The organism is Tenacibaculum sp. MAR_2010_89, from assembly GCF_900105985.1.
Lineage (GTDB): Bacteria > Bacteroidota > Bacteroidia > Flavobacteriales > Flavobacteriaceae > Polaribacter > Polaribacter halocynthiae.
This window is the reverse complement of record NZ_FNUB01000005.1, coordinates 1430463-1449635: the sequence shown is the minus strand read 5'-3', so window position 1 is coordinate 1449635 and position 19173 is coordinate 1430463. Positions and strand designations below refer to the sequence as shown.

Sequence of the window (19173 nt, the reverse complement as noted above, 5' to 3'; positions counted from 1 at the left end):
ATTATTATGAAAACAACAATGAAAATTGCTATCATTGCTATGATGGGAATGAGTTTGGGAGTTAATGCTCAATCTGTGCCAAAAACAGGAGGAACATTTACTGGAAAAGTGATCTATGACAATTCATCTTTTAGAAACCATATCCAACTAAAAAGACTTGAACATAATTTTAATAATACGTGGGATATAACTCTTACAGGAGGTAATTCTACAAATTCACTTACATTTACGGCAGAAGGAGCTAATGGTTATTCTTTTGGAACTAGACTTCATATATCAGCATCAAAAACAATATTCGGTCAAGAAAATAATCAATGGGATTTAGGAAGGATCAATAATAGGTTCAAAAAATTATATATTAATGAAATAGATGCATCAGGTAACCTTGATGTTAAAGGAAGTTTGACTGTAAAAAATGATATTCAAAATACAAATAAATACGCTAAAATCCTTTTAGGAAGCCAAAATGGAGATGGTTTATCCGTTTTTGGCTCAATGGGAGCAGGACAACCTGCCAATGGGACACAAGATTATGGAGCGTATATCGGTTTTAATGCTTATAGAGATAGTAATGGAAATTGGAAACATTTAAGAACATCAAATATTGGAGCAAGTAGATATACCGTTGGCGGGGATATTGCTTCTGGTGTAAGAGGATTTAACTGGGAACATTCCAATAATTCAGGAACAGGAAATATTACTTGGAATAATATAATGAAATTAGATACATCAGGTAACCTTGATGTTAAAGGAAGTTTGACTGTAAAAAATGATATTCAAAATACAAATAAATACGCTAAAATCCTTTTAGGAAGCCAAAATGGAGATGGTTTATCCGTTTTTGGCTCAATGGGAGCAGGACAACCTGCCAATGGGACACAAGATTATGGAGCGTATATCGGTTTTAATGCTTATAGAGATAGTAATGGAAATTGGAAACATTTAAGAACATCAAATATTGGAGCAAGTAGATATACCGTTGGCGGGGATATTGCTTCTGGTGTAAGAGGATTTAACTGGGAACATTCCAATAATTCGGGAACTGGAAATATTACTTGGACTAATATAATGAAATTAGATACATCAGGTAATCTTGATGTTAAAGGTAGTGCTAACTTTGGTGGTAATTTAGGAATAGGAACGATTTCAAATGGAAGTCATAGGTTAGCTGTTGAAGGTTCAATTGGAGCAAGAGAAATAAAAGTTGAAGCTTTTCCTAACTGGTCTGATTTTGTTTTTGAAAAAAAATATAATCTCCCAACTTTAAAAGAAGTCGAAAACCATATCAAAGAAAAAGGACATTTAAAAGACATTCCAAGCGCAAAAGAGGTAGAAAAGAATGGTTTCTTTTTAGGAGAAATGGATGCTAAGTTATTACAAAAAATTGAAGAATTAACGCTATATACTATTGCACAAGAAAAGAAATTGAAAACTCAAAGAGAAAGTTTTGAGCAACAGCAAGAAGAGATTACTTCTCAAAAAAAGGAGATTGAAGAACTAAAAAAACAAAATTCTAAATTCGAAAAACAAGAAAAGAAAATCGAAAGACTAGAATCTTTGATTCAGAAATTATTAAAAGATAAAAACTAAGCGTAACGGCTTATAACACGGTATATAAAAAATAGCAGTTTAGAGCTAAAATTAAAGTTCGTTCTTTTCTGCTATTTTTGTATTTAAATTGAAAAAGTATAGCATTTTATTCTGCTACTTTTCATATACAAATACGTTGTAACCCATTATGACCCGTCCTAAAATAAGGCTACATAATTTTAAACATTATGTACAAAAATGACAAAGTAATTAGACGTTACAGCGAACCTTTTAAATTAAAAATTTTAGCCGAACTTACCATCGGAAAACACACAAAGAGCGAACTTTGTAAACTCTATTCCATTGCTCCTACAACAGTAAATGAGTGGATTAAAAAATACAACCGTAAAGACTTAATGAACACCAGAGTAAAAGTGGAAACTAAAGACGAAATATCTAGAATTAAAGCGCTTCAAAAAGAAATAGAACAGCTTAAAAAATTACTACTTAAAAAAGATCTGGATGCTATGATCGAAGAATCCTATCTTGAAGTAGCGGCGGAAGATCTCGGTTACAAATCTATTGCTGAACTAAAAAAAAAGTTAAGTATAAAGCCTTAATTAAAGCTAAAGAAAAAGCTAAGGGATTTGCTTCTTTAAAGACTATAACCCATTGTTTTGGACATAAACGTGACGCGTATTATAAATACAAATCTAGAGCTGATAAACGTTTAAAAATAGAACAACAGATTATTAACATCGTTAAAAAAAGACGCAAATCCCTTCCTAGAGAAGGTGTAAGAAAACTTGTGAAATCGTTAAATGTAGATTTTAATAAAGCTAATATTAAAGTTGGTAGAGATACTTTATTTAATGTGCTTAGAAAACATCAAATGTTAACCCTTAGAAGGAGAACAAGTGCTAGAACCACAAACTCTTATCATCGTTTTTATAAATATAACAACATCATAAAAGGCCTGGAAGTTACTAGAAATAACCAAGTTTGGGTATCTGATATCACATACATTAGAACCGTAAAAGGGTTTTGCTATTTGGCTTTAATAACTGATATGCATTCTAGAAAAATAGTAGGTTACGACCTAAGTGATAGTTTAGAATTAAAAGGATGTGTAAGAGCTCTTAATAAGGCTATTTATCAAGCTAAAGACATTAAACAACTCATTCATCACTCGGATAGAGGAATACAGTATTGTAGTAATCTGTACACACAAATACTTAAAAGAAAAAAGATAGAGATTAGTATGACCCAAGAAAATCATTGTTACGAAAACGCAATGGCAGAGCGCGTAAATGGAATTTTAAAAGATGAATTTTATCTCGACCAAACCTTTGATAACGTGAGTCACGCAAAGAGAGCGGCAAAAAATGCAATTAATTTATACAACGAAATAAGATTACACTTATCTTTAGACTATAAAACACCTAATATGGTATATAAATTATCAGCTTAAAAATCAATTTTAACCTGTAGCCATATTTCAGAACTAGACATACAACAAACGTAAATTCAGGAATTTATTACAAGCATAAATTATGTCAAAAAAAAGTACATATCTAAATTTAGTAAATAAAGAGTACAGAAAAGATTGGCAATTTGCAATGGACGTGATGAAAAATCCAATTGTTAAACCAGCTACATCTGTAATTTTCATAGTTCCGATATTATTGAGTATTCTTAATATGGAAATACTTGGAGACCTGCAATTACCTTTTCAACTTCCGTTTACTCTATGGTTATCTTGGATTTCAGCAATACTCTATCTTATTGCTTTAACTATTTACAGAATTTATTGTCCAAAATTTATTCAAGAATACAGGGATTTTGGTCAATTCTTTAAACGAGTACATTCTCATCGTTGGATTGTCTGGGAGTTTTATTATAACATTCTTAAGTATGAAACATGGGAATTATTAAGAGAGTCATATGATAAAAACATTTCTACAGTGACTAAAGATGAAGTTTTAGATAATTATTTTAATTCAAACAACCTTATTGAAAATAAAGTTGAAATGCAAAAACCTAAAGTTGAAGGACGTGATATTGTTTTACCTTTTAGGTTAGAGAATAATAAGAATTATTTACTTAAAATTTCAGAAGATGATAATAAACTTGATGAAAAAGAAAAAGAACTTTTTTGGATGTTATATACCAGTCTTACAAAACAAAATGAAAAAGCTAGAACTTGTTTTTGGAATGTTATATTCTTAATGATTTTTAGTGTTAGTTCAATAGTCATTTGTAACATTATTAAAGTATTTGTATAACTAATGACGTACTATAAAAATTCAATCACTATAACCAGTCAATTATTTTTTTGCTCTTCCCCAATTAGAATTGACCCCTATAATACTTGTCAATTTGGCTGCTCTTATTGTTTTTCAAAAAAAAGGTCAAAACTAGCCTCAAATAAAGGTTTGCAAATTGCTTCACCCGATGCTCTTCGTGCTCGTTTGACTAGAATAAAAAATGGAACAATAAAATCTGCTTTAGACGAGATGTTTGAACAGAGAATACCTGTACAACTTGGTGGATTACAAGACCCTTTCACTGATTTTGAAAAGAAAAATAAAATTACCTATGAAATTCTCAAAGTTTTAAAAGACTTTGATTATCCAACTATGGTAAGTACTAAAGGCAAAATTTTTCTAGAACCTCAATATTTAAATTTACTGTCTGGCATGAACATAATGTTTAGACTTTCAGTTGCTGGTATAACTGAATCTAAAAGAGCTAAAGTAGACATAGGTTGTGACTCTTTTCATGAAACATTAAAAAAAATAGGCATTCTAAAGAAGTATAATATCCCTGTCTCTATTAGAATTCAACCAATTATTCCTACTTACGAAAGTAATGTTCTTGAAATGATTAAAAAAATTGCGATTCATGGAGGAAATCATGTTGCTTTAGAACACTTAAAAATTTCTGTAGAAAACAAAACTCGTCAAATAGAATCACTAAATAATGCATTAGGAATTGATTTATGGAATGAAATGATGACTTTAGGAATGACAAAAATTGGAAGAGATTATTCTTTAAAACAAGAAGCCATAAAACCCTTTATTATCAAGGCACAAAAACTATGTAAAGATTTAGGTCTTGCTTTTGGTGCTGGGGACACTGGATTTATTCATTGGAGCGATGGCAATGGATGTTGCAATGGTTCCAGTTTATTCCTAAAAGAAGCTAATCAATTTGATTCTAATATAATTGGAGCATTGAAGAATGCTAAAAACGGAAAAGTTTACTTTAATGATATTTTAGAAAAATGGTCTCCGAATGGAAACATACATCGTTTTTTAAATAAAAATTCTAGAAAACTTCATGTTAATAACGAATATACAAGTTGGCAGAAATTAATTGCATATCGTTGGAATGGTAAAAATAGTCCATACAGTCCAATATTTTTTGATGGAGTGACATGGAATGGAGAATATGACTCAAATGGATTTAAAGTTTACGAAATACAAAAACAAGAAACCAAGTACAGTGGCTAACAAAGAACTGTGGTAAAAAACAACTAATTTTTGTTTAATTTTTAACCAAAGTATTTCTGTAAGTTTCATCATATATTAATCCTCTCTTTTGTACTTTCTGGTTTAATACTTAAATTTACTACTTTGTAAACATAAGATGTATAACCGCAATTACGGCGGATTCGACTACGTCCGTATCCACTCGGAATTGCAAAGATCTGTGTTAAACCGAAAATTAACGCATATTAACCAGTAAATGATGGTTATACGAGACCGTTAGCTAACATTACCCAATTATGTGCAGATACGCACTTAAAAAGAACTGAGGTAAAAATAATTTTACTGGTATAACTTCAGTTTTAGGAAGTATATCCGGCGGAAAAACTTTGACATTTTATTATGTATCTACTAAAGTAAGAGATAATTATGTTAGCTGTCTTTTGAGTTTTTGGAATAATGATACGATAACAAAAAATGGACTTGCTCCATTATTAGAAGAAGTTATGAAACTAAAAAAATAACAAGTCACGAACAAATACCTAGATATAATAACATACGATTAGTTAAATATAACTCCTTAAAACTTCTATTTATCTTCAATTTATAGAATTGATATAATTGTAGTGCTTTTTCTTATTCTATATTTATCCCCTCTTGTGACAATTAAATAAAACGTCATTACATTTTTATTCTTCTTTTGCCTTAATCTTTTGAAATTTGATTCAGAATTTACTAACCAGCTGTTATTACAGCACAATACTTCTAATCATGTCAAATTTAACAATTCCACCAATTCAAAAAACGAGCAAATCTGCAGAACAAACTACTGAATTACATAACTATCTTTTAAAAATAGCAGAAAGTGATGCGCCATATGTAAACCCAATTGGAGATGCAGAGCCACTAATTTCATTCAATGGTTACTATGCCCTTAATAACACAGGTTCTTTCCTTACTATTGATACTAATCTATTGGTTAAAAATGGTGAAGTAACTCCTCATGTAGCACTAATCTATTCACCAGACGGTGTTAACTCTAACGTATATCATCTTACTGGACCACACAAGGCTTTCAAAACTATAGAATGGACAGGAACTACCTTAACAGCTCAGGCCGATGTAAATAGTGATGTGCCAAATTTCACTATAGAGTTTACACGTAAAGACAACACTCAGCAAATTACCTCATCTTTTAAAGGTAAGGTAACTCAAGGTTTAAGTGGAGCAATAGAAAACATCAATGGAGAAACCTACAACAATCCAATTCCAATGGCTATGTATGCTGGTACCTACTACGAAGACAAAGGAAAAGGAGCAGAGATTCTTAAAATAGGAACAAACAATACACTTCAATACAACTATACCAACATAGGAGGTAATAAAGGTAACCTTCAAAATGTGGGTCTTTTCGTTTACAACCTTAACATGTATGTATTTTCTTTCAGCTCATTAGATGGTTTATTTAATTATAGCATTATTATGGGAACTTCTGCAGAAGGAGGAATGGTATGTAACGATCTTTTTTCATTAAAAAATAGTCATTTATCTATTCCTCGTTCATTACAAACAGTAACTGCGACTCCTGTTAAGAAACCTATTAATGGAACAAATACAGCAAGTAAAGAATTGGCTAAGTTTGCTGGATTTTATCACATCAATTCAAGTTCTCAAGTATTTAATAATGCATTCATATCTATAGAAGGACAGTACAAAACTCACAAAGATGGTACAGAAGATTATACAGTTACTCTTGGTGTTTCTTTAGATGGAACTTCCTCTACCGTGTATACTTTTGACAGCACCATGTCATTCATTCAAAATGGAAACAGTTGGGAGCTTACAGTTCCAATTACAACTCCAGTAGGGAGTGACCTAAAAATCAAATTTACTCGTCAATACAAAAGTGTCTATAAAAATGCTGGTAGTTACTATGGTTCGGTTGTGAGTATTTCAGGGAGTTATAATGTTGCTCAGTTCACAGGAGAAACGTTACTTAATGTAGTTCCTTTAATGGGGTTTGCAGGAGCTCCTATGAAAGTTACTGCAACATCAAATAAAACGATTGTAATTAAAAGTAACTCTGAAATCGAATATCACGGTACATCTTATAAAACTTTAACTATTGTACCTTTAATGTATATCGTAGGTTTTATTGATAAAAATGAAGACGAAGTAATCCTTTCTTTGGGAACTGACGGTGGGAAAGGAAATACTTGCCTAACTACAGTAAGAAGTACTGAAATGGTTAATGGAAAACGAAAGGCTGGTTCTATCAAAAGCATTGAACTTTATACAGCTGTTCCAGATGGAAGCGCAAGTATACCAAAACACTAAAAACTATGTATAATTAAACAAAAAGCCTGGTAAATCCAGGCTTTTTTATTCAATTTAATCATCATAAAAATTTTCAAGTTAAACAATAAATAATAAAAATCTAATGTTGCGTTAATTAGAAATATATTATTTTTAAATTTCTATATTGTCACAGAAAAATAAGAAAAATTAAAAATTGATCGTTTAAAACTAGAAAGTCTCCAACACTAAGCCTTAATAAAACTTAAGATGAAAAAATTAAAACTGACTATTACTTTATTTACCCTTATCCTTTTAAATTCCTGCGCATTAAAACCTATAACTTCTCAATATAACTTTGTAAAAACAACTATAAAAAATATTCGATTAAATGATTTAGGTAATGGTAATATTTTAATTTATAATGGCTCAAATATTTTACACAAAATTGACAATACTGCTCGTTTAAATATATGGCTTGACAATAAGCCGCTTGGTCAAATAAGACCTAATGAATATGTTATAATAAACCTTAAAAAAGGTAAACATCACTTTAAGGTATTACATATTGATGTAGTGAATATGAGAAGTAAACATGAAATTGAAATTGATAACGATACTAAAGTTATTAAAATAAAACCAACCATAACATCTAACAAACTTGAAGTAACGAATAAACTTCCTAAAAAATTCAGTAAATTTAAGTATGCTAAAAAAAGAGATCATAAGTAAACAAGGTTTTTACATTATCAAACTAAATGCTCTTATAAAATCGCTTCTATTAGTTTTAATACTATCGAATTACTATGGGTGTGTTAAACAATACAAAAAAGAACAAAAAACAAATAACAATAATTCTAAAACCCTATACACCGACACCTCAAAATCTTTCCATTACAAAAAAGATAAAAAAATAAAAGTTTTAAAAAAATTCTATAAAAACGGTCAGATAAAAAGTGAAGGAGCTTTTATAAATAATCAAAAAGAAGGACTACATAAAGAATGGTCGAATAATGGCACTTTAGTATTAGAAGGGTATTATAAAAATGGATTAGCAAACGGGTTAATGAAATGGTTTCACGAAAAAGGACATTTAGCCGGAGTGGGTTTGATGAAAAACGGATTAAGACACGGAATATGGAAGGTTTACGCTATTGAAGATGGAAAACTAACAGCTGAAGTACAATTTAAAGAAGGTAAACAAAAAGAAGTATTAAAAATACACTAACAATTGTAAAAAATCTCTTCCTTCCAAATATTTTCCATTTTAAAACAATAATACACTATAAAATATTTTCTTAAATTAGTATAATAAAAATCTTATTTTCAAGATTTAAAAAAATAATAATTTCAATTATGGAACTTTCAAAAAACATTAACATCAATGGATACAATCATATCAAATATGATTCAATTAAAATATCCAAAAAAGAAATGATTGAAAAAAGTGAAATTTTCTATGAATGGATTAACAAAAGAAGATCCGTAAGAGAATTTTCTTCTGAACCAATACCAAAGGAAGTAATTGAAAATATAATAAAAAGTGCATCAACTGCTCCTTCTGGTGCGCATCATCAACCTTGGACGTTTTGCGCTGTTTCAAATCCTTTTATAAAAACTAAAATTAAAATTGCTGCTGAAATAGAGGAAAAAGAAGGATATGAACATCGAATGAGTGAACGTTGGAAAAAAGATCTAGAGCATTTAGCCACAGATATGCACAAACCTTTTTTAGAAGACGCTCCATGGTTAATTGTTGTTTTTAAAAAGTCCTATGATTTTGATATAAACGGAGAAAAATGTAATAATTACTATGTTAATGAATCGATAGGGATTTCTTGTGGAATGCTTATTTCAGCTATTCATAACGCGGGATTGGTAACACTTACACACACGCCTAGTCCTATGAATTTTTTAACAAGTATATTAAACAGGCCAGTCAATGAAAGAGCTTTTTTATTACTCCCTGTTGGGTACCCAAAAACACCTGTTTATGTTCCTGATTTAAAAAGAAAAACTTTAGATGAAATGGCTGTTTTTTATGAATGAAATTCATAAAAAACATTTGATTTCAATTTCTATTATTACCTTTAAAGATAAAGAAGCTCCTCTTTTTAAATACTATTAAAAAAGGAGCTTTTATTAATTTCATAAGTTCGATTAAATTAAAAAACTTCGCTCGCAATAGCTTTTATATTACTTGATTTCCCCATTGAATAATAATGAACTACAGGAACACCCGCTTTTATTAATTCTTTACTTTGCTGAATAGCCCATTCAATTCCAACTTGCCTCACTTCTTTATTAGTGTTACAGTTTTCAACTGCATTTACTAAATCTTGCGGTAAATCTAAACGAAAAATTTGTGGTAAAATTTGTAAGTGCCTTTTTACAGCTAAAGGTTTTATTCCTGGAATAATAGGTACATTAATTCCTATCTCTTTTGCCTTTTTAACAAAATTGAAATATTTAGAATTATCAAAAAACATTTGAGTTACCACATAATCAGCTCCCGCGTCTACTTTTTCTTTTAACCGTTTTAAATCACTTTCTAAACTTGGAGATTCTAAATGTTTTTCTGGATAACCAGCTACTCCAATACAAAAATCAGCTTTATAAGGGGTTTCAATAATTTCATGCAAATACTTCCCTTTATTTAAATCGCTAATTTGACCTACTAAATCAGAAGCATAGGTATTTCCTCCATTAGAGGCTTTAAAATATTGTTGATCTTTTCTTGCATCTCCTCTTAAAGCCATCACGTTATCTAATCCTAAATAATGACAATCAACTAATACATATTCAGTTTCTTCCTTTGTAAATCCACCACACAAAACATGTGGTATTGCATCTACATCATACTTGTATTTTAATGATGCACAAATACCAACAGTTCCTGGTCGCATTCTTGTTATTTTCTGCTCTAATAATCCATTTTCTTTTGGTATATAAACATGCTCTTCTCTTGATGTTGTTACATCAATAAAAGGAGGTTTAAATTCCATTAAAGGATCAATGTTATTATATAATTCTTGTATATTTTGTCCTTTTTGTGGTGGAACTATTTCAAAAGAGAATAACGTTTTATCTTTTGCTTTTTTTATGTGATCTGTAACTTTCATTATTCTAATAATTGTTTTTTAACTAAATCATACGATTCTTGATATTCCCAATAAATCAACCTTCCATCTATATAATCAGTTAATACATATTTTTTACTTAAAGATTTAATTCTATTGATTGCTATCAATTTAGAAGAGAATTCACCAACAATTATCTCCTCTGTAACTTCTTTATTATTTTCATCATATCCATGAGAAATAATATGGCTCTTTAAATTTAATTCTATAAATTTTGTTTCCATTTCACCTCTTTTAATTGTCAGCAATTGCAGGATGAAGCCATTTTCTTGCTTTATCTAAAGAAATATTTTTTCTAGTTGCAAAATCTCTAACTTGATCATCAATTATTTTTCCTAATCCAAAGTATTTAGCCTCTTCATTTGCAAAATAATATCCTGAAACAGCTGCAGCTGGCCACATTGCGAGGCTTTCCGTTAAGGTTACTCCAATTTTTTCTTCAACATTTAATAACTCCCAAATTGTTTCTTTCTCTAAATGATCAGGACAAGCAGGATATCCAGGAGCGGGACGAATTCCTTTATAATTTTCTTTTATTAAATCTTCATTTGTTAAATTTTCATCTGCACCATATCCCCAATGTATTGTTCGTACTCTATGATGCAAATACTCTGCAAAGGCTTCCGCAAAACGATCAGCAATAGCTTGTACCATAATTCCGTTATAATCATCATCATTACTCTTATAAGTATTCGCTAATTCATCAGCTCCAAAAATTGCCGTACAAAACGCTCCCATATAATCCGTTTTATTCGAATCGTTTGGAGCTATAAAATCTGACAAAGCAAAACTTGGTTTATCATCTCTCTTTTTTAATTGTTGACGAAGAGTTCTAAAAACGGCTATTTCTTTACCTTTTTTCTTAATTGAAATATCGTCATCATTAGTAGTATTAGCCTCAAATAACCCAAAAATAGCTTTAGGTTTTAACAATTGATTATCTACAATTTCTTGAAGCATATTCTGAGCATCTTCATACAAACTTGTAGCTTGCTCTCCTACAACATCATCAACTAAAATAGCAGGGAATTTACCATGTAAATCCCATGACCTAAAGAAAGGAGACCAATCAATAAAAGGTATTAATTCTTTTAAACTCAATTGTTCTAATGTTTGAATTCCTAATTCTTTTGGCTTTGAAATATTTGATATACTCCAATCTATTTTAAATTTACGCTTACGGGCTTCTTGAATAGTTATATATGCTTTCGTTTTACCTCTTTTAAGAAATTTTTCACGAAACTCTTCATAATCTTTTTTAAGTTTTGCTACATACTCATTTTTAGTGTTCTTATTCAATAAATCACCAACAACAGTAACGGCCCTGGAAGCATCATTTACATGAACTACCGCATTTTTATATTGAGTATCTATTTTAACAGCTGTGTGTGCTTTTGAAGTTGTAGCTCCTCCAATTAATAAAGGAACTTCAAAATTTTGACGTTCCATTTCTTTTGCTAAGTAAACCATTTCATCTAAAGAAGGTGTTATTAAACCACTTAATCCTATGGCATCTACATTTTCTTTTTTTGCTGTTTCAATAATTTTTTCAGGTGGCACCATTACCCCTAAATCAACAATTTCATAATTATTACATCCTAAAACTACAGAAACAATATTCTTCCCGATATCATGAACATCACCTTTAACAGTAGCCATTAAAACCTTACCTAAAGCTTGCTGTTTTTCTCCTTTTTCTGCTTCAATAAAAGGGTTTAAATATCCAACAGCTTTTTTCATTACTCGTGCAGATTTAACCACTTGAGGTAAAAACATTTTTCCTGCACCAAATAAATCACCAACAACATTCATTCCCGCCATTAAATTCCCTTCAATTACGTGCAAAGGTCTCTCTACTCCTAATCTAGCTTCTTCAGCATCCTCTACAATAAAAGCATCTATCCCTTTTACCAAAGCATGTGTTATTCTTTCTTGCAATGGTAATTTACGCCACTCTAATGCTTTTCCATCATCTTCTTTCTTCTTCCCTTTTACGGTTTCAGCAAAGTCTAATAATCGTTCAGTAGCATCCTCTCTTCTATCTAAAATTACATCTTCAATGTGTTCTAATAAATCCTTTGGAATATCATCATACACCTCTAACATAGTAGGGTTTACTATCCCAATATTCATTCCCGCTTGAATAGCGTAATATAAAAATACAGAATGCATTGCTTCTCTTACACTATTATTTCCTCTAAAAGAAAATGATACATTACTCACCCCTCCACTTACACTTACATTTGGTAAATTTTCTCGTACCCAACGGGTAGCTTCAATAAAATCTATTGCGTTTTTACGGTGCTCTTCCATACCAGTAGCCACTGGAAATATGTTTAAATCGAAAATAATGTCTTCGGAAGGAAACCCAACTTTATCAACTAATACCCTATATGAACGTTCAGCAATTTCAATTCTACGTTCATAATTATCAGCCTGTCCAACCTCATCGAAAGCCATTACTATTAGGGCAGCTCCATATCTTTTTATTTGAGTTGCTTCCCAAATAAATTTTTCTTCTCCTTCTTTTAAACTAATAGAATTTACAACTGACTTTCCTTGTACAACTTGTAATCCAGCTTCAATAATTTCCCATTTTGAACTATCAATCATTATAGGAACACGACAAATATCAGGCTCAGCCGCAATCAAATTTAAAAAACGTACCATGGCTTCTTTTCCATCAATTAAACCATCGTCCATGTTTATATCAATAATTTGAGCACCTCCATCTACCTGATGACGAGCTATAGCCAAGGCTTCATCAAATTTCTCCTCTTTAATTAATCGCAAAAACTTTCTCGATCCAGCTACATTGGTACGTTCTCCTACATTTATGAAATTACTTTCTGGTGTAATTATTAAGGGTTCTAAACCACTTAATTTCATGTTTTTTCTTTCTTCAATCATCTATCTATATAGTTCAGGAAATTCAACATTTAATAATTTTATTTACATTAACCATGACTTACTATTTTTGTATTGCTAATGTTCTTCTTGGTTTATAATTAACAGCTACTTCAGCAATAGCTTTAATATGAGCAGGTCTTGTACCACAACACCCTCCAATGATATTTATTAAGTCCTTTTTTAAATATTCTTCGATTTGACTAGCTGTTTCTTGTGGTGTTTCATCATACTCACCAAAAGCATTTGGTAACCCAGCATTAGGATGTGCAGAAATAGCAAAATCTGTTTTCGAAGCTATAGCTTCTAAATGAGGTTGTAATAAATTTGCCCCTAAAGCACAATTAAATCCTACAGATAATAATGGAATATGAGAAATAGAAATAAGAAAAGCTTCCGCAGTTTGCCCTGATAATGTTCTTCCTGATGCATCAGTAATTGTTCCGGAAACCATAATAGGAATATCAATATTTCGTTCTCCTTTTACCTCTTCAATAGCGAACAATGCTGCTTTTGCATTTAAAGTATCAAATACAGTTTCAACTAATAAAAGATCTGCTCCTCCATCAATTAAAGCTTCTACTTGTTGTTTATAAGCTATTCTTAATTCATCAAAAGTTACTGCTCTATATCCAGGATCATTTACATCTGGAGACATACTTGCTGTTCTATTAGTTGGTCCTATTGAACCTGCTACAAACCTTGGTTTATGAGGTTCTTTTTCTGTAAATTTTTGAGCTACTTCTTTAGCTATTTTGGCTGATTCATAATTTAATTCATATACCAAATGTTCCATTTGATAATCAGCCATAGCAATTGTAGTTCCAGAAAAAGTATTTGTTTCAACAATATCTGCACCTGCTGCAAAGTATTTTCTATGTACTTCTTTTACCGCTTCAGGTTGAGTTATTGACAACAAATCATTATTACCTTGTAAAGGTGTAGGATACTCTTTAAAACGTTCTCCACGAAAATCTTCTTCAGTGAATTTATATTCCTGAAGCATAGTTCCCATTGCTCCATCGAGCACGAGAATTCGTTTTTGTATTTCTTTGTAAATGTTTGACATTCCTGATATTTAATTGTAATGTTATCAGGAAAAGAGAAGTAAAATTCTTTCCGTTATCTCCCTGCTTTCACAGTAGAATGTAGCACCTTCTTTGTTTGCACAAAGGGTTGCTAAGGTTTCGTTGGGTCTAATCCCTCCACCTTTCTTGATAACATCATTAAGTTAATGAACTATAATATAATGCAAATAAACGAATTATTTTTTATTTACTACTTTAAAAAGAATAATTGTTTTTAATATTCAAATAATTCTGAAGATAAATAACGATCTCCTCGATCACAAACAATAGCTACAATAATTCCTTTATCTATTTTTTTAGCTACTTCTAAAGCTACATGCAAAGCTCCACCGCTACTCATTCCTGCCATTATCCCTTCTTCTTTAGCTAATTTTCGTGTCATCTTTGTAGCTTCTTCTCTACTTACTTCAATAGTTTTATCTACTTTATTTTTATCAAATATTTTTGGTAAGTATTCTGGTGACCACCTTCTTATTCCAGGTATTCTAGAACCTTCTTTAGGCTGAGCTCCTACAATTTGAATGTTAGAATTCTTCTCTTTCAAATAGGTAGAAACTCCCATAATAGTTCCTGTAGTACCCATTGCAGAAACGAAATGTGTTATTTCTCCTTCAGTATCATTCCATATTTCTGGTCCAGTAGTTTTATAGTGTGCTTTCCAGTTATCATTATTCTCAAACTGATTTAGCATAAAATATCCTTTTTTATATCGTAATTCAAGTGCTTTATCTCTTGAGCCTTCTATACCTTCACCTGCTGATGTTAAAATTACTTCAGCACCATACGACTTCATCGTTTTAACTCGTTCTTCAGTTGCATTTTCTGGCATTACTAAAACCATATTCACTCCTAAAACTTTTGCCATTAAAGCTAAAGCAATACCAGTATTTCCACTAGTTGCTTCCACCAAAGAATCACCTTTTTTGATGTTTTTTCGCTTAATAGCTTCAGATATCATGTTATAGGCTGCTCTATCTTTTACACTCCCTCCAGGGTTATTACCTTCTAACTTTAATAATAATCGTACTCCTTCTTTATTAATAAGCGATGAAATTTCTACTAAAGGTGTATTACCAACACTATCTATTATTGTTTTGGTTTTCATTCGTTTTTTGTTTAATAAAAATCATTTAACATATGATTTTCTCATTATGATTTTATTTTCTGATTCATACGTTACAATTGATCCTTCAGGTACTGAATCTATTACACACACATTTGCTCCTATAACACTATCTTTTCCTATCGTTACATCTCCTCCTAAAACAGTTGCATTTGCATAAATCGTTACATTACTTTCAATAGTAGGGTGACGTTTAGTGGATGCTAATTCTTTTTTAACTTGAATTCCACCTAATGTAACTCCTTGATATATTTTTACATTGTTTTTTATAATTGTCGTTTCACCGATAACTATACCTGTAGCATGATCAATAAAAAAAGATTCTCCAATTATTGCGCCTGGATGAATGTCTGTTCCTGTTACACCATGTGCATATTCACTCATCATTCTTGGTAAAACAGGAATTTCTATTTTATACAATTCATGACTTAATCGATATACAGCTATTGCATGAAAACCTGGATATGCCAAATATACTTCTCCTAGACTTTTGCATGCAGGGTCAGTACTTTCAAAGGCTTTTGCATCTAAATCTAATTGATTTCGAATTTCACAAAAAGATTGTTGGTAAAATTCCCAAACATTATTTGCTTTAGGAATCTCTAAGCCTTTACAAATTTTAAGAAATAACTCTCTTAAATGATTTGCTTTTTCTTGACAAACATCATTAAACAATGCATAAAATAATTGCTTTGTAAATACTTCTACATCATCTTTTAATGATAAGTCATACTGTTTAAATTGCATTTTATAGGTTTCTTTTTTACAAATGTAATTAACTTTCTGGTGCTAATTCAATCTCTAAGCCTTCTAACTTAGGGGTTATTTGAATTTGACATCCTAAACGACTATTATCCTGAACATCAAAAGCTTCTGCTAACATAGCATCTTCATCATCCGTTATTTCAGGAAGCTCATGATTTGATTTCACATAACATTGACAAGATGCACACATTGCCATTCCTCCACATACTCCAATCGTTCCCTCAGGAGCTAATTCGTATGAACGAACTACTTCCATCAAATTCATTGCCATATCAGTCGGTGCAATTACCTCATGCATTACACCTTCTCGGTCAGTTATTTTTATAGTAACATCTTGCTCCATTACTCTATAGCCTTTACTACTGCTTTTGGAGCTTCTTTTTTGGTACCATCAAAACCTTGAACTCCACCTACCGTTGTATACTTCATTACATACTTCTTATCTGGATGTATTAATTGGTAAGCACTTTGACACATTAAAGTAGCTTCATGAAATCCACATAAAATTAATTTCAATTTCCCTGGGTATGTATTCACATCACCAATTGCATAAATACCAGGTATATTGGTTTGATAATCTAAAGCATTATTTACTTTAATTGCATTCTTTTCTATCTCTAATCCCCAATTACCAATAGGTCCTAGTTTTGGAGCTAATCCAAATAATGGAATAAAATGATCTGTATCTAAAATATAAGGTTCCTGCCCTTTTTCTTCAATAACAACTCCCGTTACATGGTTATTTCCTAAAACTCCTTTTACCTCAGCTGGGGTAATTAAATTAATTTTCCCTAAGTTTTTTAATTCTTGAACTTTTTCAACTGAATCTAAAGCTCCTCTAAATTCATTTCTTCTATGAATTAGTGTAACTGATTTAGCTACATCTGTTAAAAAGATAGACCAATCTAGAGCTGAATCTCCTCCTCCTGCAATTACTACATCTTTATCTCTATATAGTTCTGGCTCTTTTATCATATATTCGATACCAAAATCTTCAAACTTTGTAATATTCTCTATTTTAGGCTTTCTAGGCTCAAAACTACCTAACCCACCAGCAATAGCAACAACAGGTGCTTGGTGTTTTGTTCCTTTATTAGTAGTTACAATAAAGCTTCCGTCGTCTTGCTTTTCTATAGTTTCTGCACGTTCACCTAATGTAAAACCTGGTTCAAACTGTTTTATTTGTTCTAGTAAGTTCTTAGTTAAATCTCCAGCTAAAATTTCTGGATATGCTGGTATATCGTAAATAGGTTTTTTAGGGTAAATTTCAGAACATTGTCCTCCTGGTTGTGGCAACGCATCTATTAAATGACAACGTAATTTTAATAATCCTGCTTCAAAAACTGTGAATAACCCAGTAGGGCCTGCTCCAATAATTAATATATCTGTCTGTATCATTTCTTTTATTTGTAATTATTATGAAAATAAGGAAATCTATATTATTGGATAGTTTTCTTATTCCTTTATTTCATTATAATTTTAATTTATTAAACCTTCTGTAAGTTTATTTAATGTTTGTACTTTTTTCTCAAAGTTCCCTTTGATTGTTTTTCTAAAACTATTTAAGTTTTCAACTAATTGATTAATGTCTTCTGGCATTACTTCTTCAAAAAATTGTCGTAACCTTTTTGCTGTTGTAGGTGATTTTCCATTTGTTGAAATTGCAACTTTTACATTTCCTTTAGTTACAATTCCTCCCATATAAAAATCACAATAGGGTGGATTATCAGCTACATTTACTAGTTTATTTTCTGCTCTACAATCTTTATATACCTGTACATTCACTTCTGGAATATCAGTTGTAGCAATAACCATGTGTTTTCCTATTAAATACTCTTTTTTATAAACATCTTTAATCATTTTTACTGATGCTTTTTGAGCTTCTTTAATCGTGTTTTTTCTATAATAAGGAGAAACCATCGTTACCTTAGCATCTGGACTTGATTTTAATAAAAAAGTTAATTTTTCTTCAGCTACATAACCTCCTCCAATAATTAAAACTTCCAGTTCATTTACCTTTAAAAAAACTGGATATAAATTATTTCTTTCTTTATCTATCATACCACACTTTTTAGAACTACTTCTTGTTTAACATCTGCTAACTGTTGACGATGTTTTACCACTTCTCCTAATACAATAATTGCAGGATTACTTAAATTATTTTTATAAACCACTTCCTCAATAGTATCAACGGTACCTATTCCTATTTTTTCTTCAGGAGTTGTTCCATTTTGAATAATAGCTACTGGTAATTCTGACTTTCCTTCTTCTTTAAAAAGTGATACTATTTCAGATAATTTCCCCATTCCCATTAACACAACTACTGTTGCATTTGATTTTGCGGCTAACCTAACATCATTAGATAATTTATGTTGCTTAGTTGTTCCTGTTATTACCCAAAAACTTTCTGAACTACCTCTTTTTGTTAATGGTATGTTTTGATATGCTGGTACAGCTAATGATGATGAAATTCCTGGAACAACAGCTACCTCAAGACCATATGTTGCTGCATATTGCATTTCTTCAGCTCCTCTTCCAAAAATAAAAGGATCTCCACCTTTTAAACGAACTACATGACCATGAGAAAACCCTCTTGCCACAATTAACTCATTGATCTGCTCTTGCTGATAGCGGTAACAACCCCTTCTTTTACCAACAAAAATTAGTTCTGCTTTTGGATTGATATAATCTAAAAGTTCTGGATTAACTAAAGCGTCATATAAAACAACATCTGCATTTTTTAGTGCTTTAATAGCTTTTAACGTAATTAGCTCAACATCTCCTGGGCCTGCTCCTACTACTGTTAATTTAGGTTGTTTTTTCATCATTATTCC

Annotated in this window: 20 protein-coding genes and 1 riboswitch; of the genes, 10 read left to right on the top strand and 10 right to left on the bottom strand. The window is 31.0% G+C overall.

Features of this window, described 5'->3' with window-relative positions; genetic code table 11:
- The first annotated feature begins 6 nt into the window (after positions 1–6).
- The 10 genes from BLV71_RS09920 (at position 7) to BLV71_RS09880 (ending at position 9365) form a co-directional block, all read left to right on the top strand.
- Positions 7–1590 carry a hypothetical protein gene (locus tag BLV71_RS09920; protein ID WP_093870396.1) on the top strand — a complete coding sequence of 528 codons (1584 nt, stop codon included), beginning with the start codon at positions 7–9 and terminating at the stop codon, positions 1588–1590.
- A gap of 188 nt (positions 1591–1778) precedes the next feature.
- Positions 1779–2150, top strand: a complete 372-nt coding sequence (locus tag BLV71_RS09915) for a transposase (RefSeq protein WP_093870395.1) — start codon at positions 1779–1781, stop codon at positions 2148–2150.
- Positions 2150–3001 (top strand): IS3 family transposase, encoded by an 852-nt coding sequence (locus BLV71_RS09910; RefSeq protein ID WP_143032775.1) that lies wholly within the window; start codon positions 2150–2152, stop codon positions 2999–3001. Before BLV71_RS09915 ends, BLV71_RS09910 begins: the two co-directional genes overlap by 1 nt.
- Before the next feature lie 82 nt (positions 3002–3083).
- Positions 3084–3815, top strand: coding sequence for a hypothetical protein (locus tag BLV71_RS09905; protein ID WP_093870393.1), 732 nt, complete (start codon positions 3084–3086; stop codon positions 3813–3815).
- 3 nt (positions 3816–3818) lie between these two features.
- Positions 3819–5045 carry a radical SAM family protein gene (locus tag BLV71_RS09900; protein WP_093870392.1) on the top strand — a complete coding sequence of 409 codons (1227 nt, stop codon included), beginning with the start codon at positions 3819–3821 and terminating at the stop codon, positions 5043–5045.
- A 365-nt stretch (positions 5046–5410) separates the two neighbouring features.
- Positions 5411–5545, top strand: coding sequence for a hypothetical protein (locus BLV71_RS18845; RefSeq protein ID WP_255405149.1), 135 nt, complete (start codon positions 5411–5413; stop codon positions 5543–5545).
- A gap of 247 nt (positions 5546–5792) precedes the next feature.
- Positions 5793–7358, top strand: coding sequence for a hypothetical protein (locus tag BLV71_RS09895; protein WP_093870391.1), 1566 nt, complete (start codon positions 5793–5795; stop codon positions 7356–7358).
- Positions 7359–7586: 228 nt separating this feature from the next.
- Entirely contained in the window at positions 7587–8048 is a 462-nt protein-coding gene (locus BLV71_RS09890) for a hypothetical protein (protein ID WP_093870390.1), read from the top strand.
- On the top strand, positions 8023–8544 hold the full coding sequence (locus BLV71_RS09885) for a toxin-antitoxin system YwqK family antitoxin (protein ID WP_093870389.1): 522 nt from the start codon (positions 8023–8025) through the stop codon (positions 8542–8544). The genes BLV71_RS09890 and BLV71_RS09885 overlap by 26 nt, the downstream gene beginning before the upstream one ends.
- 128 nt (positions 8545–8672) lie before the next feature.
- Positions 8673–9365, top strand: a complete 693-nt coding sequence (locus tag BLV71_RS09880; protein WP_093870388.1) for a nitroreductase family protein — start codon at positions 8673–8675, stop codon at positions 9363–9365.
- 116 nt (positions 9366–9481) lie between these two features.
- Here BLV71_RS09880 and metF read toward each other — a convergent pair whose 3' ends face one another.
- From metF to cobA, 10 genes are all read right to left on the bottom strand, one after another.
- Positions 9482–10438, bottom strand: a complete 957-nt coding sequence (metF, locus tag BLV71_RS09875; RefSeq protein WP_093870387.1) for a methylenetetrahydrofolate reductase [NAD(P)H] — start codon at positions 10436–10438, stop codon at positions 9482–9484.
- Positions 10438–10680, bottom strand: coding sequence for a hypothetical protein (locus tag BLV71_RS09870; protein WP_093872004.1), 243 nt, complete (start codon positions 10678–10680; stop codon positions 10438–10440). Before BLV71_RS09870 ends, metF begins: the two co-directional genes overlap by 1 nt.
- Positions 10681–10690: 10 nt before the next feature.
- Entirely contained in the window at positions 10691–13366 is a 2676-nt protein-coding gene (gene metH / locus BLV71_RS09865) for a methionine synthase (RefSeq protein ID WP_093870386.1), read from the bottom strand.
- A gap of 61 nt (positions 13367–13427) precedes the next feature.
- Positions 13428–14432, bottom strand: a complete 1005-nt coding sequence (locus BLV71_RS09860; protein WP_093870385.1) for a homocysteine S-methyltransferase family protein — start codon at positions 14430–14432, stop codon at positions 13428–13430.
- A 50-nt stretch (positions 14433–14482) separates the two neighbouring features.
- A riboswitch (SAM riboswitch) is annotated at positions 14483–14587 on the bottom strand.
- Between the two features lie 78 nt (positions 14588–14665).
- Positions 14666–15556: a cysteine synthase CysM gene (cysM, locus tag BLV71_RS09855; RefSeq protein WP_093870384.1), complete on the bottom strand. Its 891-nt coding sequence runs from the start codon at positions 15554–15556 to the stop codon at positions 14666–14668.
- Between the two features lie 21 nt (positions 15557–15577).
- Positions 15578–16321 (bottom strand): serine O-acetyltransferase EpsC, encoded by a 744-nt coding sequence (gene epsC, locus BLV71_RS09850; protein ID WP_093870383.1) that lies wholly within the window; start codon positions 16319–16321, stop codon positions 15578–15580.
- Positions 16322–16349: 28 nt separating this feature from the next.
- Positions 16350–16682, bottom strand: a complete 333-nt coding sequence (locus BLV71_RS09845; protein WP_093870382.1) for a 2Fe-2S iron-sulfur cluster-binding family protein — start codon at positions 16680–16682, stop codon at positions 16350–16352.
- Positions 16682–17737 carry an NAD(P)/FAD-dependent oxidoreductase gene (locus tag BLV71_RS09840; protein ID WP_093870381.1) on the bottom strand — a complete coding sequence of 352 codons (1056 nt, stop codon included), beginning with the start codon at positions 17735–17737 and terminating at the stop codon, positions 16682–16684. Before BLV71_RS09840 ends, BLV71_RS09845 begins: the two co-directional genes overlap by 1 nt.
- A gap of 81 nt (positions 17738–17818) precedes the next feature.
- Positions 17819–18400, bottom strand: coding sequence for a precorrin-2 dehydrogenase/sirohydrochlorin ferrochelatase family protein (locus BLV71_RS09835; RefSeq protein WP_093870380.1), 582 nt, complete (start codon positions 18398–18400; stop codon positions 17819–17821).
- Complete coding sequence (gene cobA / locus BLV71_RS09830) at positions 18397–19164, bottom strand: uroporphyrinogen-III C-methyltransferase (protein ID WP_176974445.1); 768 nt, start codon at positions 19162–19164, stop codon at positions 18397–18399. The genes BLV71_RS09835 and cobA overlap by 4 nt, the downstream gene beginning before the upstream one ends.
- Between the last annotated feature and the right edge of the window lie 9 nt (positions 19165–19173).

Excerpts from the sequence above, each read along its gene's own strand:
- BLV71_RS09920 (WP_093870396.1), top strand. The coding sequence starts at position 7 with ATGAAAACAACAATGAAAATTGCTATCATTGCTATGATGGGAATGAGT.
- BLV71_RS09915 (WP_093870395.1), top strand. The coding sequence starts at position 1,779 with ATGTACAAAAATGACAAAGTAATTAGACGTTACAGCGAACCTTTTAAA.
- BLV71_RS09905 (WP_093870393.1), top strand. The coding sequence starts at position 3,084 with ATGTCAAAAAAAAGTACATATCTAAATTTAGTAAATAAAGAGTACAGA.
- BLV71_RS09900 (WP_093870392.1), top strand. The coding sequence starts at position 3,819 with ATGACGTACTATAAAAATTCAATCACTATAACCAGTCAATTATTTTTT.
- BLV71_RS09895 (WP_093870391.1), top strand. The coding sequence starts at position 5,793 with ATGTCAAATTTAACAATTCCACCAATTCAAAAAACGAGCAAATCTGCA.
- BLV71_RS09890 (WP_093870390.1), top strand. The coding sequence starts at position 7,587 with ATGAAAAAATTAAAACTGACTATTACTTTATTTACCCTTATCCTTTTA.
- BLV71_RS09885 (WP_093870389.1), top strand. The coding sequence starts at position 8,023 with ATGCTAAAAAAAGAGATCATAAGTAAACAAGGTTTTTACATTATCAAA.
- BLV71_RS09880 (WP_093870388.1), top strand. The coding sequence starts at position 8,673 with ATGGAACTTTCAAAAAACATTAACATCAATGGATACAATCATATCAAA.
- metF (WP_093870387.1), bottom strand. The coding sequence starts at position 10,438 with ATGAAAGTTACAGATCACATAAAAAAAGCAAAAGATAAAACGTTATTC.
- BLV71_RS09870 (WP_093872004.1), bottom strand. The coding sequence starts at position 10,680 with ATGGAAACAAAATTTATAGAATTAAATTTAAAGAGCCATATTATTTCT.
- metH (WP_093870386.1), bottom strand. The coding sequence starts at position 13,366 with ATGATTGAAGAAAGAAAAAACATGAAATTAAGTGGTTTAGAACCCTTA.
- BLV71_RS09860 (WP_093870385.1), bottom strand. The coding sequence starts at position 14,432 with ATGTCAAACATTTACAAAGAAATACAAAAACGAATTCTCGTGCTCGAT.
- cysM (WP_093870384.1), bottom strand. The coding sequence starts at position 15,556 with ATGAAAACCAAAACAATAATAGATAGTGTTGGTAATACACCTTTAGTA.
- epsC (WP_093870383.1), bottom strand. The coding sequence starts at position 16,321 with ATGCAATTTAAACAGTATGACTTATCATTAAAAGATGATGTAGAAGTA.
- BLV71_RS09845 (WP_093870382.1), bottom strand. The coding sequence starts at position 16,682 with ATGGAGCAAGATGTTACTATAAAAATAACTGACCGAGAAGGTGTAATG.
- BLV71_RS09840 (WP_093870381.1), bottom strand. The coding sequence starts at position 17,737 with ATGATACAGACAGATATATTAATTATTGGAGCAGGCCCTACTGGGTTA.
- BLV71_RS09835 (WP_093870380.1), bottom strand. The coding sequence starts at position 18,400 with ATGATAGATAAAGAAAGAAATAATTTATATCCAGTTTTTTTAAAGGTA.
- cobA (WP_176974445.1), bottom strand. The coding sequence starts at position 19,164 with ATGAAAAAACAACCTAAATTAACAGTAGTAGGAGCAGGCCCAGGAGAT.